The 14,490-nt window shown below is 35.5% G+C and carries 14 protein-coding genes; 9 read left to right on the forward strand and 5 right to left on the reverse strand.

Annotated elements, in window-relative coordinates; genetic code table 11:
• Positions 1–41: 41 nt before the first annotated feature.
• On the reverse strand, positions 42–1,214 hold the full coding sequence (locus ACAN53_RS06130) for an LL-diaminopimelate aminotransferase (RefSeq protein WP_379968081.1): 1,173 nt from the start codon (positions 1,212–1,214) through the stop codon (positions 42–44).
• Positions 1,215–1,319: 105 nt separating this feature from the next.
• Complete coding sequence (locus ACAN53_RS06135) at positions 1,320–2,528, reverse strand: MFS transporter (protein WP_379968083.1); 1,209 nt, start codon at positions 2,526–2,528, stop codon at positions 1,320–1,322.
• A gap of 268 nt (positions 2,529–2,796) precedes the next feature.
• Between ACAN53_RS06135 and ACAN53_RS06140 the strand changes: the two genes are divergently transcribed.
• The 3 genes from ACAN53_RS06140 (at position 2,797) to ACAN53_RS06150 (ending at position 6,217) form a co-directional block, all read left to right on the forward strand.
• The gene (locus ACAN53_RS06140) at positions 2,797–5,304 is read left to right on the forward strand and encodes a U32 family peptidase (RefSeq protein ID WP_379968085.1); all 2,508 of its coding nucleotides are present in this window, start codon (positions 2,797–2,799) and stop codon (positions 5,302–5,304) included.
• Between the two features lie 126 nt (positions 5,305–5,430).
• On the forward strand, positions 5,431–5,631 hold the full coding sequence (locus tag ACAN53_RS06145; RefSeq protein WP_379968087.1) for a hypothetical protein: 201 nt from the start codon (positions 5,431–5,433) through the stop codon (positions 5,629–5,631).
• 31 nt (positions 5,632–5,662) lie between these two features.
• Complete coding sequence (locus tag ACAN53_RS06150) at positions 5,663–6,217, forward strand: mismatch-specific DNA-glycosylase (RefSeq protein WP_379968089.1); 555 nt, start codon at positions 5,663–5,665, stop codon at positions 6,215–6,217.
• A 57-nt stretch (positions 6,218–6,274) separates the two neighbouring features.
• Here the strand turns inward: ACAN53_RS06150 and ACAN53_RS06155 are convergent, their stop codons facing one another.
• Positions 6,275–6,595 carry a hypothetical protein gene (locus ACAN53_RS06155; RefSeq protein WP_379968091.1) on the reverse strand — a complete coding sequence of 107 codons (321 nt, stop codon included), beginning with the start codon at positions 6,593–6,595 and terminating at the stop codon, positions 6,275–6,277.
• 241 nt (positions 6,596–6,836) lie between these two features.
• On the opposite strand from ACAN53_RS06155, the gene ACAN53_RS06160 reads away from it, so the two are divergent.
• Positions 6,837–7,229, forward strand: coding sequence for a thiol-disulfide oxidoreductase DCC family protein (locus ACAN53_RS06160; RefSeq protein WP_379968093.1), 393 nt, complete (start codon positions 6,837–6,839; stop codon positions 7,227–7,229).
• A gap of 44 nt (positions 7,230–7,273) precedes the next feature.
• On the opposite strand, the gene ACAN53_RS06165 is transcribed toward ACAN53_RS06160, so the two are convergent.
• The gene (locus ACAN53_RS06165; RefSeq protein WP_379968095.1) at positions 7,274–8,056 is read right to left on the reverse strand and encodes a DUF1836 domain-containing protein; all 783 of its coding nucleotides are present in this window, start codon (positions 8,054–8,056) and stop codon (positions 7,274–7,276) included.
• Positions 8,057–8,280: 224 nt separating this feature from the next.
• On the opposite strand from ACAN53_RS06165, the gene ACAN53_RS06170 reads away from it, so the two are divergent.
• Together ACAN53_RS06170 and ACAN53_RS06175 are read left to right on the forward strand one after the other, a co-directional pair.
• Positions 8,281–8,703: a hypothetical protein gene (locus ACAN53_RS06170; RefSeq protein WP_379968097.1), complete on the forward strand. Its 423-nt coding sequence runs from the start codon at positions 8,281–8,283 to the stop codon at positions 8,701–8,703.
• Entirely contained in the window at positions 8,691–8,999 is a 309-nt protein-coding gene (locus ACAN53_RS06175) for a YxcD family protein (protein WP_379968099.1), read from the forward strand. Before ACAN53_RS06170 ends, ACAN53_RS06175 begins: the two co-directional genes overlap by 13 nt.
• Positions 9,000–9,074: 75 nt before the next feature.
• Here ACAN53_RS06175 and ACAN53_RS06180 read toward each other — a convergent pair whose 3' ends face one another.
• Positions 9,075–9,590: an acyl-CoA thioesterase gene (locus ACAN53_RS06180; protein WP_379968101.1), complete on the reverse strand. Its 516-nt coding sequence runs from the start codon at positions 9,588–9,590 to the stop codon at positions 9,075–9,077.
• Positions 9,591–10,129: 539 nt separating this feature from the next.
• Between ACAN53_RS06180 and ACAN53_RS06185 the strand changes: the two genes are divergently transcribed.
• From ACAN53_RS06185 to ACAN53_RS06195, 3 genes are all read left to right on the forward strand, one after another.
• Positions 10,130–10,777: a DUF2306 domain-containing protein gene (locus ACAN53_RS06185; protein WP_379968103.1), complete on the forward strand. Its 648-nt coding sequence runs from the start codon at positions 10,130–10,132 to the stop codon at positions 10,775–10,777.
• A gap of 37 nt (positions 10,778–10,814) precedes the next feature.
• Positions 10,815–11,441: a VC0807 family protein gene (locus tag ACAN53_RS06190; protein ID WP_379968105.1), complete on the forward strand. Its 627-nt coding sequence runs from the start codon at positions 10,815–10,817 to the stop codon at positions 11,439–11,441.
• A gap of 289 nt (positions 11,442–11,730) precedes the next feature.
• On the forward strand, positions 11,731–14,433 hold the full coding sequence (locus ACAN53_RS06195; protein WP_379968107.1) for a GTP-binding protein: 2,703 nt from the start codon (positions 11,731–11,733) through the stop codon (positions 14,431–14,433).
• The last annotated feature ends 57 nt before the right edge of the window (positions 14,434–14,490 follow it).

The raw sequence follows: 14,490 nt of genomic DNA on the forward strand, positions 1-14,490 counted from the left end.
GTTTTATTATTTACTAGAAAGATTGTAGTTGTTTTAAACCATCACTTTTTTAAAATATTGCTCTTCTCAATTCGGTCCACAACTTGTTTCATTACATTTTCGGGCTCGACAAGGGCAATACGGACATATCCTTCACCTGAAGGACCAAAAGCTTGACCTGGAATGACGACCACTCCTGCTCGGTCAATAAGAGCATATGCAAAATCTGTAGAAGTCCATCCATCTGGTATCTGTGCCCATATGAACATGCTTCCTGATGGTTTTTCTATGTTCCAACCAATGCTGCCAAGGCCATCTATTAATGCATCTCTCCGTTTTTGGTAGATACTCCGACTGTTTTCACAGAAAGAATCTCCTTGTAAAAGTGCAGCAGCAGCTGCTTTTTGAATGGGCAGAAATACGCCGTAATCCAAATTGGATTTAAAGGCATCAATTGCCTGTATCAGCTTTTCATTACCAGTTACATAGCCTATGCGACAACCAGCCAAATTAAAGCTTTTAGAGAGCGAATTAATTTCAATTCCGACCTCTTTTGCACCGTCCACAGAAAGAAAGCTAATCGGTTTTTTTTGATCGAAATACAATTCCCCATATGCAAAATCGTGAACAATCCAAATATCGTATTTGGAAGCAAATGCTATTGCTTCTTTGAAAAATGCTTCATCCGCAAATGCAGAAACTGGATTTCCCGGACAGTTTAAAAACATTAGTTTGGCTTTTTTTGCTACTTCTTCAGGAATACTACGGAAATCTGGTAAAAATTGATGTTCTTGACGTAGAGGCATCAAGTATGGAATAGCACCGGCCATAGCAATTCCAGTCGCATAAGCTGTATAGCCAGGATCGGGAACTAAAATGTAGTCTCCAGGATTTGCAACAATCATTGGGATATGTACAAGTCCGTCTTGTGATCCCATCAAGAGACAGACTTCCTTATCGCTGTTCACAGGAGCGTGAAGACGAGTTTCATAATAAGAGGAAACAGCCTCATGAAATTCTCTTGTTCCTGCCATGGTATAGCGATAGCTTCCATGGGAACTAGCTGCCTGTTGCAATGTGTCTATGACAAATTGGGGAGGAGATAAATCGGGACTTCCAATGCTTAAATCAATAATCTCGCACCCTTGTTTTACTTTCTGTTGTTTATACGCTACAAGCTCGCTAAAGATAGATGGCTGAAACGCTTGCATGCGATCTGATAATACCATTTTCATAGTTGAAACGCTCCTCTATTTTCCATGTATGAGCTTTATTTTATCACAATTCTTTATGGAAAATAACCTCTCCATTTTTAGATTAGTTTATTATTATTTCATACTTTATATGGTTTGGGAAGAAGATGCTGCAACCTTTGCAGTGCTGTTTTTGACCAATATACTTGAAAGTACTATAACAAAAAAAGATATCCCACTAAATATAAGAACCATGTAGCGAAGACCAATCGTATCTAGAAATAATCCTGTAGCTAACAATACGATTTGAAACATCATTCTTTCAAACATGTTACGAAATGAAAATAACCTTCCATGGTATTGTTTATCAATCTTTGTTTGAAAGATTGTAGAAGCAACCGGAAAAAATCCTCCAACTCCAAATCCAAACAAGGCGAATGAAGCAATGGCCATCATTTTTATATCGCTAAAGAAAAGTGAGGCATGTGCGATAGCGATAAGAAATGAGTATGCATAAAGCAATTTTAAGGAAGAAAGTACAGTTGAAACATACTTAATAAGAAAAGCTCCGAGTAAAAAGCTTATTCCTTCCACAGTGTACAACATACCCTTAATGGTTGGATCATGTTGAAGCTCGCTTATGGAAATGACAACGAGATTAAACCCACCAATGAAAAGAAGCGGTATGACATTTAGTAGTAATGTATGAGATGCAATCGGAATTTGTTTTAATAAGTGAAATATTTCTTTAAATCCAGATTTTTGTTGCGAGCTTGGTTGTTTGCTTGGTGTAGATGTATCTTGAAAATGTAAAAGAAAAGTAGAAAGAAATAAAATAGCATAGGCAGACATAGATAAGCTGTATATCCATTCTAAGCTTGTAACAGCAAGTAGTGCACCGCCAACGGCTGTTCCTGCAATACGGGAAATGGTGGACACGTTCATATGATAGCCATTCATTTGAAGTAGCTGCTTATCTGAAACAATTAAAGGAATGATCGCTTGTAAGGCGGGAAAATAGAATGCTGCAGCAATTTGGATACTAATCATAAAGAGCACCATAAACCAAATATTTTCAAAATGAAGTGCCAAAAACATAAATACAACGCTAATAAGACGACCAAATCCAGAATAAATTAATATTTTTTTCTTTGAATATTCATCAATCATTTTTCCAGCTAAAGGACCAAATAAAACACCCGCAAATAATCCTGAAAATAGTATGAGGGATTTCAAAAAGTCGGAAGGAATATAATGTTGCATAAACTCCAAATTTCCGATAATTCCTAACCATAAACCTAAACCAGCAACAAACTCTCCAAACAATACAAGCCATACATTTTTATTTCTCCACATATATAAAAGCCCTCTGATTTTCTGTATATTAACTTTTAAAGTTTATTATTATTTAACGTGTTATTCTCTTGTTCTGTCAAGAATAAACGAATCATTGCCCTATCGATATATATGAAAACCCAAGATATCAGTGAAACTTCCATCAGTGGGGGTCTTACTGCCCGTTAAGCGGGATAAAGCCGAAAAGAGAAAAAGATGATAAAATAGTAATGATTGTGTTTATAATAGTATAAATAGAAATGAAGGTAAGTAGGAAGGATTGAGACGTTTGAAACGTATTACGAGAGATACAATTGAATTATTAGCACCTGCTGGGAATTGGGAATGTCTGCGGGCAGCGGTTGCAAATGGAGCAGATGCTGTGTTCTTTGGAGTGGAAAAATTTAATGCACGTGTTCGTGCGAAAAATTTCCAAATGGATGAGTTGCCAAGCATTATGGCATATCTTCATAAGTATAACGTACGTGGGTATGTAACCCTTAATATTTTAATTTTTGAAAATGAATTGAATGATGCAAAATCACTAGTAGAAGCGTGCATAGACGCCGGGGTTGATGCACTGATTGTGCAAGATGTAGGATTGGTGCAATTGATCAGGGAGATTTCACCTGATTTTCCGATTCACGGCTCTACACAAATGACAATCACATCACCTGAAGCTATTGACTTTTTTAACCCATATGATTTAGAAGTCGTAGTTCTTGGACGCGAAAATAATTTAAAACAAATTCAAACGATTTCCAAAAAAACAGCAATGCCTCTTGAAGTATTTGTCCACGGTGCTCTTTGTGTATCCTATTCTGGGCAGTGTTTAACATCTGAAATGTGGGGCGGCCGGTCAGCAAATCGAGGCGAATGTGCACAAGCCTGCAGATTACCTTACGATTTAATGGTGGATGGACAAAAGAAGGAAATGGGAAATCTTGCTTATGTACTTTCTCCGAAAGATTTGGCTGCTCTTGATATTATTCCGGAAATGATTGAAGCTGGTGTTTCTTCTTTTAAAATAGAAGGCCGTCTCAAATCACCAGAATATGTTGCAAATGTTGTTAGTAAATATCGGAATGCAATTGATGAGTATATTGCTGGAAGAAAATATCAGCCTTCAAAAGAAGAAATACGTGAGTTAGAGCAAAGTTTCAGTAGAGGGTTTACGCACGGATTTTTAGAAGGTACAAATAATAAAAAGCTACTTGATGGAACGTTTCCAAAAAGCCGAGGCGTATATTTAGGCACCGTAAGCCATGTATTAAAAGATGCAGTTGTTTGTAAACTGGATGCACCGCTTAAGCGTGGGGACGGCATTGTATTTGATGCTGGACGTCCTGAAGAAAAAGAAGAGGGCGGAAGAGTATATGATTTACGCAGAAATGGTAAGAAGGTAGAGGGAGAAGTACAAGGAGGTCTAATCGAAATCGTTCCAGGTCGAAGAGATGTTACAATTTCGAAAATCCATGTTGGCGATCGTATCTGGAAAACGAGTGATCAAGAACTCTCTAGATTATTACAGAAAACGTTTGAGGAAGAACGTGCACATCGATTATTTCCTATTCATATTAAGGCCTATGGTAAAGCAAATCATCCACTCGTTTCGGTATGGTATGATGAAGAGACAGCCAACCACGTTACAATACAATCAGCAGACATGATGCAAGAGGCGAAAAAGCATCCGCTTACTGAAGACTATCTGCTAGAGCAATGGGGACGTCTGGGGGGAACCATTTTCAAGCTTGATAAGGTTGAAATGAACCTGAGCGGCGAAGTAATGTTACCAGTGAAGGAACTCAATCGCATGCGTCGTGAGGCGATTGAACAGTTACTATTACTTCGTGAAACGCCGCCCGTGTATGAAAAACGAAATGTAGAAATCATAGCAGAGAAACAAGTAATAGAAACGAACATAGAACCGCAGCTCATTGCACTTTGTAGAACGATGGAGCAAGTAGAAGCAGCAAGTCACGCGGATATCGACTACTTATATGCAGACTTTGAATTTACTACAGATTATCCGCAAGCTGTTCAAATTGCGCATGCGAATGGTAAAAATATTGCACTTGCTACACCACGTATTCATATGCCTGGAGAAAACGGAATCTTAAATAGTATCGTGAAAGCGAATCCCGATAGCATTCTCGTGCGCAGTTTAGGTGCACTGCAGCATTATAAACAGCAGCATTTGGATCTATCTCTTATCGGTGATTTTTCACTTAACATTGCTAACCATAAAGCTGTTTCTGTCTTTTTAGAATCTGGATTATCGCGCGTGACACCATCTTATGATTTAAACATCCAACAGATGATGGATATGCTTGCAGTAACGCAAAGTGACAAACTAGAAATGGTTATTCATCAGCATTTACCTATGTTCCATACGGAGCATTGTGTATATTGTACGTTCTTAAGCGAAGGAACTGACTTTACAAACTGTGGTCGTCCGTGTGAAAAGCATCGCATATCCTTGCAGGATCGTCTTGGTATGCATCATCCGGTTCGTGTGGATGTAGGGTGTCGTAATACCGTATACAATGCCATCGAGCAGTCTGGGGCTGAATATATTTCTCATTTTGTCGAAGAAGGTGTTCGCCATTTTCGCATAGAGTTTTTAGAAGAAGATGCAAAAGACGTTAGAAAAGTAATTGCTCTTTATCGTGAAGCACTGAGAGGCGAACGAACAGGTACAAGTGTATGGAGATCGTTAAAAGCTACGAACCAACTTGGCGTAACACGTGGTCAACTTATCAATAAAGAGAACGTAAGTAGAACAACTAGTAAATAAATTGGATGGAAAACCTCTTCTCATTAAATAGGGAGGAGGTTTTGTTTCTATATGAAACTAATAATTTCATATACCGTATGTGATTATATAAAAAACAAATTGAGATAAAAAAAAGGAGAAAATGAAATGAATTTTGGCCGCTTTCATTGTTGCGGAACATGTACTCATTTTCGAGTGGAAAAAGATGAAGGAAGGACTAAATATAGATGTGATCGATTGCAGTATGAAACAAAAACGACGTATCAATTCCGTTGCTGGCAACCAAAGGAGCATATAATTGCACTGATGAAAAAAGAGATAACTAATAGCAAAAAGAATGAATTCTAAAATGAATTCTAAATAGGGGAGTATGATGTCTATGAAAGATTTTGAAAACGAAACGCTACCAACATACGTAAAAGAAGGTTTAACTGTACTTTTTTGCGGAATAAATCCAGGTCGTATTTCTGCAATAAAAGGCTATCATTATGCTAATCCAGTGAATGTATTTTGGCGTGGTTTACACGAGGGCGGGCTCACCCCTTATCAGCTTAAGCCAGAAGAAACCATGTCACTACTTCATTATGGTTATGGTATTACGGATTTAGTAGCTAGGCCAAGCCGGTCCTCTTCTAATCTTCGAAAGAAGGATTATGATGATGGCAGGATTCGTTTTCAAAAACTGGTAGCATTCTATAAACCAAAGGTGGTTTGCTTTAATGGTATTACTGCCTTTCGCGAAGCAGTACGAGAGCGAACGGTTTCCCTTGGTCTTCAAACGAATATGTACTTTGGTAATGAAAGGTGGGAAGGTTGTTATGTTTTTGTAGTTCCCTCTACTAGCGGGGCAAATGCCAGATATTCGAGAGAAGAAAAGGTAGATTCTTTCAAAGAGCTTGGCACTTTTTTAAGAAAAAAAGGTTGGCTTCATTAAATAGAAGTCAACCTCTTATACCCAATAAAAATATAATCTATTATTTCTAAGTTTCCCTTACTCGGAAATAATTTCATATTCGTCTTCTTCTAGAATAAGGATTGTTGTTTTCTTTCCTTTGTTTTCAACTATAATTACGTCATAGGCACCTAAATTACGCAATTTACTTGCGGATGCATTTACAATTCCTTCTATGGAATCGATTAAAATGTCTTCTTCCATGTATGAATCTGGCAAGGACATATCTTCCGTTTCAAGTATACGTGTATAGAATATGCGTAGCATTTCCTCATTTGGATTTTGTTCTTCTACATCAATTGCATGTTTAACTTGAGGCAATTGTTCTTCTAGAGGTTGATAAACGCGTATTTTAGTCATTGTAAATCTCCTTTATTTTTAATAAGTCCTCTTTATTATACACAGGATTTGCCCTATCTTGCCGGTTGCTAAGGAAAAATTTATCAGTATTTGTCCCATCCTGCGGTTCCCTAGGAAATATAATCACTATTTCCTTAATTAGTAAGTAGAATTCCCTTTGAGACGGACGGCAGTATCGTACTGTCGTGAACTTTCTTATATGGAAAGTCTGTAATCTATTTTGTATTAGGTTGGTGAAACCATGTCTTCCATTATTTTATTTGATGGTGTATGTAATTTTTGTAATCGTAGTATTCAATTTATTATAAAAAGAGATCAACATGCAACGTTTCAATTTGCCTCTTTACAAAGCGATATAGGAAGAAAACTAGTATTAGATTACGACCTACCGACATATGTAGACAGTGTCATTCTAATCGAGGATGAATTGGTTTATATGAAATCCACAGCTGTTTTGAAAATTTGTAAAAGGCTAAATAGAGCTTGGGGACTTCTTTATATAGGTATCCTTGTGCCTAGACCGATTCGAGATTTTGTTTATGATTATATAGCAAATCATCGCTATCAATGGTTCGGAAAGGCAACCAGTTGCATTGTACCGTCAAAGGAAATACGAAAAAGATTTTTAGATTAAGTGGAAATATAATCTTGTATTTACACTTAATCTAAAAATTGTACTCATTCAGGTGACGATAGCTCACCTATGTTATGTAGAAACAATGTAGCAGATAGATACCGTTTTGCCATCATCTGAAAATAAGCTGTGTGTACAGATAGGGAAGCGATGACAATAACATTTGTAATCGCTTCATGCTGTCCATTTGTTGCATGTTGGAATGTATGGGACAGTTCTTTTGCTTTACGTTCAATTGAAAGCTCAATTTTTTGAATGGCGGTATGTAATTCCTCATTATTGTATAAATACGTATAATCTGTATTTAGTTCTTGAAAAAGAGAAGAATACGCTGCATATAATCGCACTGGATTGATTAAATCATCTTCCTGATCTGCGGGATCATTGACAATAAGCTGAAGTAATTTTCGAATCGAATCAAAGTCTAGCGCTGTTTTTAAATCTTCTACTATAAATAATAGGGCAGCTTGCTCAATCGAATATTTTTTTCCCTTTTGCGGTGAACCAACCATTTCTTTTATATCACGTTTCACCCAATTTTGCAGGGTAGTAATGGAGAAATTTGTGTTTTCAATTTGCCTCCCCAAATCTGCGATTTCATTTAACGATAACCCCATATCATATTCTTCATACTTCATTAATTTTTCAAATATAACAGGAAGTGTGGCCGATGCAAAGGTTTTGATTAATGGTTCCTCATTTTGTTGTAACGTACGACTTACCATCCAAGCATCTTGCAAGATAGAAAGAGCAGATTTTGAGTTCCATCCCTTTAATGAAAGAAGGAGGTCAGCCATCTCTTTCCTTGTTAGCTGAAAAGTGTTCATTTGTGTATCCTCCATAAATATAAGTTCTTATGAACTCATATTATTCTTTGTAACTCACAAAGTCAATGTGGAGAGTTTGTTAGAACGTAATCCTAAATTTACAATATATTTCTCTTGCATATTACAAAATAAGTTCATATAATAAGTTCATAAGAACTTTAATGGACAAGCATATCTATATGAATTACAAATCCATTATTATTGGAAAAAGGGGATACAAAAGAATGAAGAAAAAAATGATTGCTTTACTTACCGCATTTACTTTTGCTTTTGCTGCATTTAGCTTTGCAACTTCAAATGTTGCACAAGCGAAAGGATATTCATCAGGAAAAAGCTCTTATTCGCCGAGTCAAAGTCAAACGACTACACCAAATAAGAGTCAAAGTTCAAACGTTCAGCAATCTTCTACAAAACCGGCATCAACCTCTGCGGCTTCTTCTAACAAAGGCGGTCTTATGAAGGGACTTCTTCTTGGTGGAATTGGTGGATTGTTAATGGGAAGTTTATTTGCTGGTCTAGGGCCAATAGGATCAGGACTATCCCTTATTATCAATTTATTATTGTTTGCGGGTGTTATAATGTTACTTGTAAGTGCGTTTAAAGCTTTTAAAAACCGACGTAAGGATCAAGAAGCATGGAAACGTTAAAAATTTCAGAACAAGAAATTATAAATTCTATTTGTATATACATTGCAGATAAACGTCAAGTTTCACCTACAGATGTAATAGTTGAGCTTAAGTATGATGATGAATATGGATATTCTGCTGAAGTAGAAGTAAATGGGAGATCTCAAATACTCATACAAGCAAATCTAATTGAGGCGCTTCGTATGTGGCTAGATGAGCGTAGTGTTGATCCGTTTTCAGCGCGATTAAAACTGGCTCTTGAAGATAGTGAAGGAATCGTTGCTTACGCTAGCTTAGATAAAGAATATGTAGAGTAAAAGTAAAAGGAAGAGTCACTCGACTCTTCCTTTTTTTTACGATTTAACTTTTGTACATATTGATGTTCCTAATTGCTAGGCTAACCATGGCTTTTGGACAGTCATGAATTCAGCTAATTTTTTACTATGCTGTCTATTTTCTTTACGTCTCTTTGCACGTTCCTCTGCTGATTGGTGCAAATATTTTTCTTCTTCAGTTTCAGGTATAACTTGTGGGATTGCTGCAGGCTTTCCGTTCTCATCAATCGCAACAAAGGTAAGGAAGCTAGTCGCTGCAATTTTTCGTTCTCCTGTTAAAAGGTTTTCTGCAGTGATTTTAACAAATACCTCCATTGAAGTTCTACCTGTCCATGAAACATATGCTTCGAGGCAAACAGAGTCTGCTTTCGTAATTGGGTATAAAAAGTCAACCGAGTCAGTAGAGGCAGTAACAGTTGTATGTCTGGCATGTCTTGATGCAGCAATAGATGCTACATCGTCAATCCAACTCATTAAACGTCCACCAAATAATGTATTATGGCTATTTGTATCATTAGGGAAAACACGGCTTGTTTTAATGGATTTGCTTTCTTTGCAATATTTAGGTTTCATAAGTAAATACACCTCTATTTTAAATAGTGTAATGCGAGAACATTGTACATCATTTCCTAAAAAAAATGTTGTGAAACGCTTGTACCAGAGATACCCAAAAAAAGTACTGTACTCACACTACTTATATCATATTAGTTATACTGATATAAGTCTACTATTTTGATTTAATAAAAATATTCGGAAATTAATTGAAAACGAATACAAATAGAATAGCTGGATTAAATCATTAAAACAGAGAAAACGCTTTATTTTATAATATCATTGAATCTAATTGAAAATGAGAATCGTAATAAAAATAAGGAGGAAGATTTCTTGATAAAATTATAATAGGCAAACATATTGTTTGGATTTGTGAGTAAATAGACTATACTTATTTTCTTATTCTCCATAAATGTGTTATGCGTATTTGTTATAAACGTATATTCACATTTTGTTAAGGAATAAATTCTATATATGGAAAATAAATAAATATATGAGATTAACTAGGAGCTTTTTAGTTTGCTATATTCAACTTATTAACAAATAAAGGAGGGTTTCCTTTGCAAACAATACACTGGAAAAAATATAGATTCGCAATTATTTTGTATAGTATTATTTTACTTTTTCTTGTATACATTGTTTGGCAATTTATTCTTACTAACCCACGTAATGCTCCGCTGGCCACAGGAAAGCATCAAATCCCAAATTTCCCTTGGGCTATTTGGGAAAGTGTTTTGTATTTGCATATAACGTGCGGAATACTGGCTTTAGTTATTGGACCTTTTCAATTTGTTGAATCCTTTCGGAAGAGAAATATCCGTATGCATCGACTGCTAGGTAGTATTTATATATGGTCTATTTTAATATCATTCCCAATTAGCTGTTATTTAGCGTATTATGCTACAGGTGGAGTACCTTCTACAATTGCATTTACGGTTTTAAATATTTTTTGGATTACAGCAACAATCTTGGCTCTTAAGAAAGTAAAGGAACGTAATATTGCCGAGCATCAAAACTGGATGTTACGAAGTTATGCAATTACATGGGTTTTTGTTACATTTCGTATGTTTATGCCACTTACCAGCATCGTATTTGGGTTTAAACTAGGATTCCCTATCGCTGTTTGGGTTGCGCTTATTAGCAATATTCTATTTATCGAATGGCGTATTTCAAAACGCAATACAATAAAATTCACAAGTGCACTTTAATAATTGATTCATTGTCTGCCGAAATGGGGGGAAAGATATGTCTAAACGATTACATATAGTTGTTACCCTATTTATAAACGGGATTGTACCTTGGTTGTTATATGTTTTGTTATCCGATTATATGACGAGCTTGCTTGCATTATCGATTGCAACATTAGTACCATTAGTAGAAAATATCTTATATATTGTTAAAAATAAAAAAATCGATGCTTTTGGTGCTATTATGCTTTTTACTTTTGTAGTAGCCATTTTTCTCGTTCTTCTAGGTGGAAGTGAAAAACTTCTTTTAATTCGTGAATCTTTTATTACAGCCTCAGTGGGATTGATCTTTCTCTTATCTCTTTTGTTTAAACGTCCCATTATATATTATCTTGCCCTACGATTTACTGTTAATAACAATGAGTCCGATAAAAATATTTTTTCGGAAAATTGGGCTATCCCATATTTTCGTCAAGTAATTCGTATTATGACGATGGTATGGGGCATCGCTCTTGTACTAGAGGCAATTGTTAGGACGTTTTTAGTATTTGAGCTTTCGACTGCGCAATTTTTATTTTTCTCTAATTTTGTTTTGTATGGTTTTATTGGGGCTACGATTCTTTGGACAGCGATGTACCGAAGACGTGCAAGCGAACGACTACAAGACATTAAACTGAATAAGTAGCTAAGGCTAAACTCTTTCTTCTACGACATTATAAAAAAGAAAGAGTTTATTTTTTAACCATTTATTTTTGTCTAAGTGATTTACTAAAAAGGAATAATTGGATTGATAAAGAATACAATCCGACATTTTTATGTAGAAATTTAACTTCAGCTGTAGTGGAAATGACATGTAATTGAAACGTATTACTAATGAGATTTTGATAGAATGAACTGGAAAGCAAATAAAGTATAGACGAGCTTATGCTTCATGAGAAAGAAGCATAAGCAAACTGACACAGCGGGTGAAAATAATGATTCTAGAGAGACAATTAATTGGGAAGACGTATTATGAGACGTTTTTAAAGGATGAGGAAGACATTCATCCAGTTCAATCCTTAGGGGAAGAATATTACCGAGAATTAGGCAATGAAGAGACAGAATTAGCCTATATTCGTTTTGCGCAAGGAGAAGTGTATTACCACAATAAAGATTTTGAAAGTGCGATTTTTAAATGGGAGCAAGTTCAGAACGATTTACAGGATTGGGCGAATAAAAATATAGCTGATGCATTATTTGATCTTGGAAAGCTTTCTAGTGCAGAAGAGAAATATAAATCAATTACGTCTGACTCAAAATCGTTAACTGTTGAAGTGCTATTGCAATTGTTTTCTTTGTATATGCTCCAAGAAAATGATTCCAAGGCAGATGAAGTAATTAAGGAAGCTGTTACGTTTGCTCCTGATTATCCCAATGTTACACCTTTAGCAAAATCATTTTATGAAAAACAACAAGATTGGCAAAGTGCTGTTGCACTAGCTGTTCATGAAATGGTTCGAACCGAGTCTGTAGAATGGGCGGATGTATTAAAGCGATATATTGATGACGACCATTTGTCTTCAATCGAACCTAGCTATTTTACAAATGCACTCCTTGCGCTTTTTAAAGTCGATGATGAAAGATTTAAGAAGCTAATTGTTTCATTATGGAAAAATTATAGAGTCAAGGACTCCTACTTGTCTTGGCTTGAGACTGTAAATCAACTATTTCTACAAATTGAAGTTCATCAGTATGAATCTTGGCATGGAGTTGTTAATCAATTTCGTGATACATATAGGGAACTTCTTTCAGGTGAAAGATACATTCGAACATTTAAACCAATCATGCCAAATCATTTGCAGAATTGGATTAAGCTCTCTGATGTATCAGAATCTTTGTTTGCGGCGGCTGCATTGTTAGCTTGGGAGCAAGCCTTTCCTAATAGTATGAATGATTCCGTCATTACAGACGCACAGCAGCTTATGTATGAGTCGAATAAGTATGAACATAGTTTGGAAGATAGTGTGAACTTGTTTAATGAAGTACTTAGTTGGGCCCAGCAGAATGGAGTTTTTGTTTCCTTCAAATGGAAATGGCACATGCAACAACTACTCGATTTGAATTTGCACTATGTTCTTCTAGCAGGAACACAATCGAGTGGGAAGGAAAATGTGAGGGACATCATTTTAGGAAAAAAATTAGGAGAAGAACCTACTAATATTATATATTTTCGAGATGATACTCGTACATTTGCTCATTTGATTACAGATGCCGGAGAAGAAGAATATGCTTCAGGAACATATGAAGACAATGATCTATATTTCGATTCTCATTTTCCAAGCAGATTTTTAAATGAAAATAAAATGGTATTAATTGATTTACCTTTTATAAATGATGGGGAAATCAATCCATTGAATCATGCTTTATTTGCTGACACGATTCTTTTCGTTCTTCATGCACATTTACCGTTTACAGATCAAGAGCGGGATTTTATCATGCATATGCAAGAGCAAGCCCCACATGTACACATTCAATTCTTACTTAATAAAGCAGAATTACTTCATGATGAAATGGCACTACATGAAGTGAAAAAACGTATTCATACGTATTTTCCAGATGCCAATGTGATTCCATTTTCATCGCAAGAGGATAGTAAGGATATTGCTACATGTTTTGTTATAGATGGGAGCAAGCGAGATAGAGTCAAGGAACGAATTGGTCAATTGCAGCGAGTGATTCGAAATTTGTTAACGTATTTATTGGAAAAACGAGTTGAAGCTGAAAAATTACTTATAGAATCAATTAATTGGAATGAAGATATGGTAGTAAAACTAAATGGATTAATTAATAATGTTTCATCATTGGAACAAGAAAAAAATACTGTTATCTTACAATCGTATAAGAGTATCAAAGAAAAAATTGTTGCTGATTTAACAGCACAAATCCCTGCCATTCTAAAGCAATGTAGTAAGCAAATTAGTATTAATAGCGATTTTCGAATTGTAGATAAACAATTGAATGAAAGCATGAATGAACAGATTCAAAATTACGTAAACGATTCTGTTATGCCGAAATTTGTTAATTATATGTTGGATTGGATAAACAACTGTAAAGAAGAATTGACTTCGAGTCAGCATTATCTTGATGAAACGAAAGAAACGTTTAACTCGTTGTATGAGGAGAATCGAATGATGCTCTCCGGTGATTTTAAAGTGTTAGATGATTGGAAAAGAGATGTAGATCGAATCATGCGTAGAGTACACATCGATCATTTGAATATACTTTTAAAATTCGATCCAACTTTATTTGCATTAAAGAGTATAGGGAATCTATTTGGTCGTATAGACCGTAGTAAAACCATGCTCGCCAATCAATATAACAAGTATGTGGAACAAAAGGATTATACTGAAATAAAAGATGTTGTTATTCGTAAGTTTTTTGCAGAATTCGAATTGTTTGAACGTGCACTTGAACAAGATGTTGCTTTGTTTTTCCGAGAACCTATCGGAGAATTAAAACGGATGGTAGAAGAAACGCATGTCAGTATACAACAAAGCCGTGATGAGTTAAATGAAATGAGGGCCAAGCCAGAGGTATATCAAGATCCGATTACATTATTTGAAGTGCAATTACGACAACAAGAAATGATGTGGAATGTAGGGAATTTCCCAATATTTATTGATAATACTACAGTATAAAGATTTAGGAGATATGTGTTTAAAAGATGACTATAGAAATGGTATTCATTTTTATAG

This window comes from Ectobacillus soli (genome assembly GCF_042610425.1).
Classification (GTDB): domain Bacteria; phylum Bacillota; class Bacilli; order Bacillales; family Bacillaceae_G; genus Ectobacillus.

Bases quoted from the DNA above. Each gene is read 5' to 3' on its own strand.
- ACAN53_RS06165 (WP_379968095.1), bottom strand. From the start codon at position 8,056: ATGAACACTTTTCAGCTAACAAGGAAAGAGATGGCTGACCTCCTTCTT.
- ACAN53_RS06150 (WP_379968089.1), top strand. From the start codon at position 5,663: ATGAAAGATTTTGAAAACGAAACGCTACCAACATACGTAAAAGAAGGT.
- ACAN53_RS06145 (WP_379968087.1), top strand. From the start codon at position 5,431: ATGAATTTTGGCCGCTTTCATTGTTGCGGAACATGTACTCATTTTCGA.
- ACAN53_RS06160 (WP_379968093.1), top strand. From the start codon at position 6,837: ATGTCTTCCATTATTTTATTTGATGGTGTATGTAATTTTTGTAATCGT.
- ACAN53_RS06155 (WP_379968091.1), bottom strand. From the start codon at position 6,595: ATGACTAAAATACGCGTTTATCAACCTCTAGAAGAACAATTGCCTCAA.
- ACAN53_RS06170 (WP_379968097.1), top strand. From the start codon at position 8,281: ATGAAGAAAAAAATGATTGCTTTACTTACCGCATTTACTTTTGCTTTT.
- ACAN53_RS06175 (WP_379968099.1), top strand. From the start codon at position 8,691: ATGGAAACGTTAAAAATTTCAGAACAAGAAATTATAAATTCTATTTGT.
- ACAN53_RS06190 (WP_379968105.1), top strand. From the start codon at position 10,815: ATGTCTAAACGATTACATATAGTTGTTACCCTATTTATAAACGGGATT.
- ACAN53_RS06135 (WP_379968083.1), bottom strand. From the start codon at position 2,528: ATGTGGAGAAATAAAAATGTATGGCTTGTATTGTTTGGAGAGTTTGTT.
- ACAN53_RS06195 (WP_379968107.1), top strand. From the start codon at position 11,731: ATGATTCTAGAGAGACAATTAATTGGGAAGACGTATTATGAGACGTTT.
- ACAN53_RS06180 (WP_379968101.1), bottom strand. From the start codon at position 9,590: ATGAAACCTAAATATTGCAAAGAAAGCAAATCCATTAAAACAAGCCGT.
- ACAN53_RS06130 (WP_379968081.1), bottom strand. From the start codon at position 1,214: ATGAAAATGGTATTATCAGATCGCATGCAAGCGTTTCAGCCATCTATC.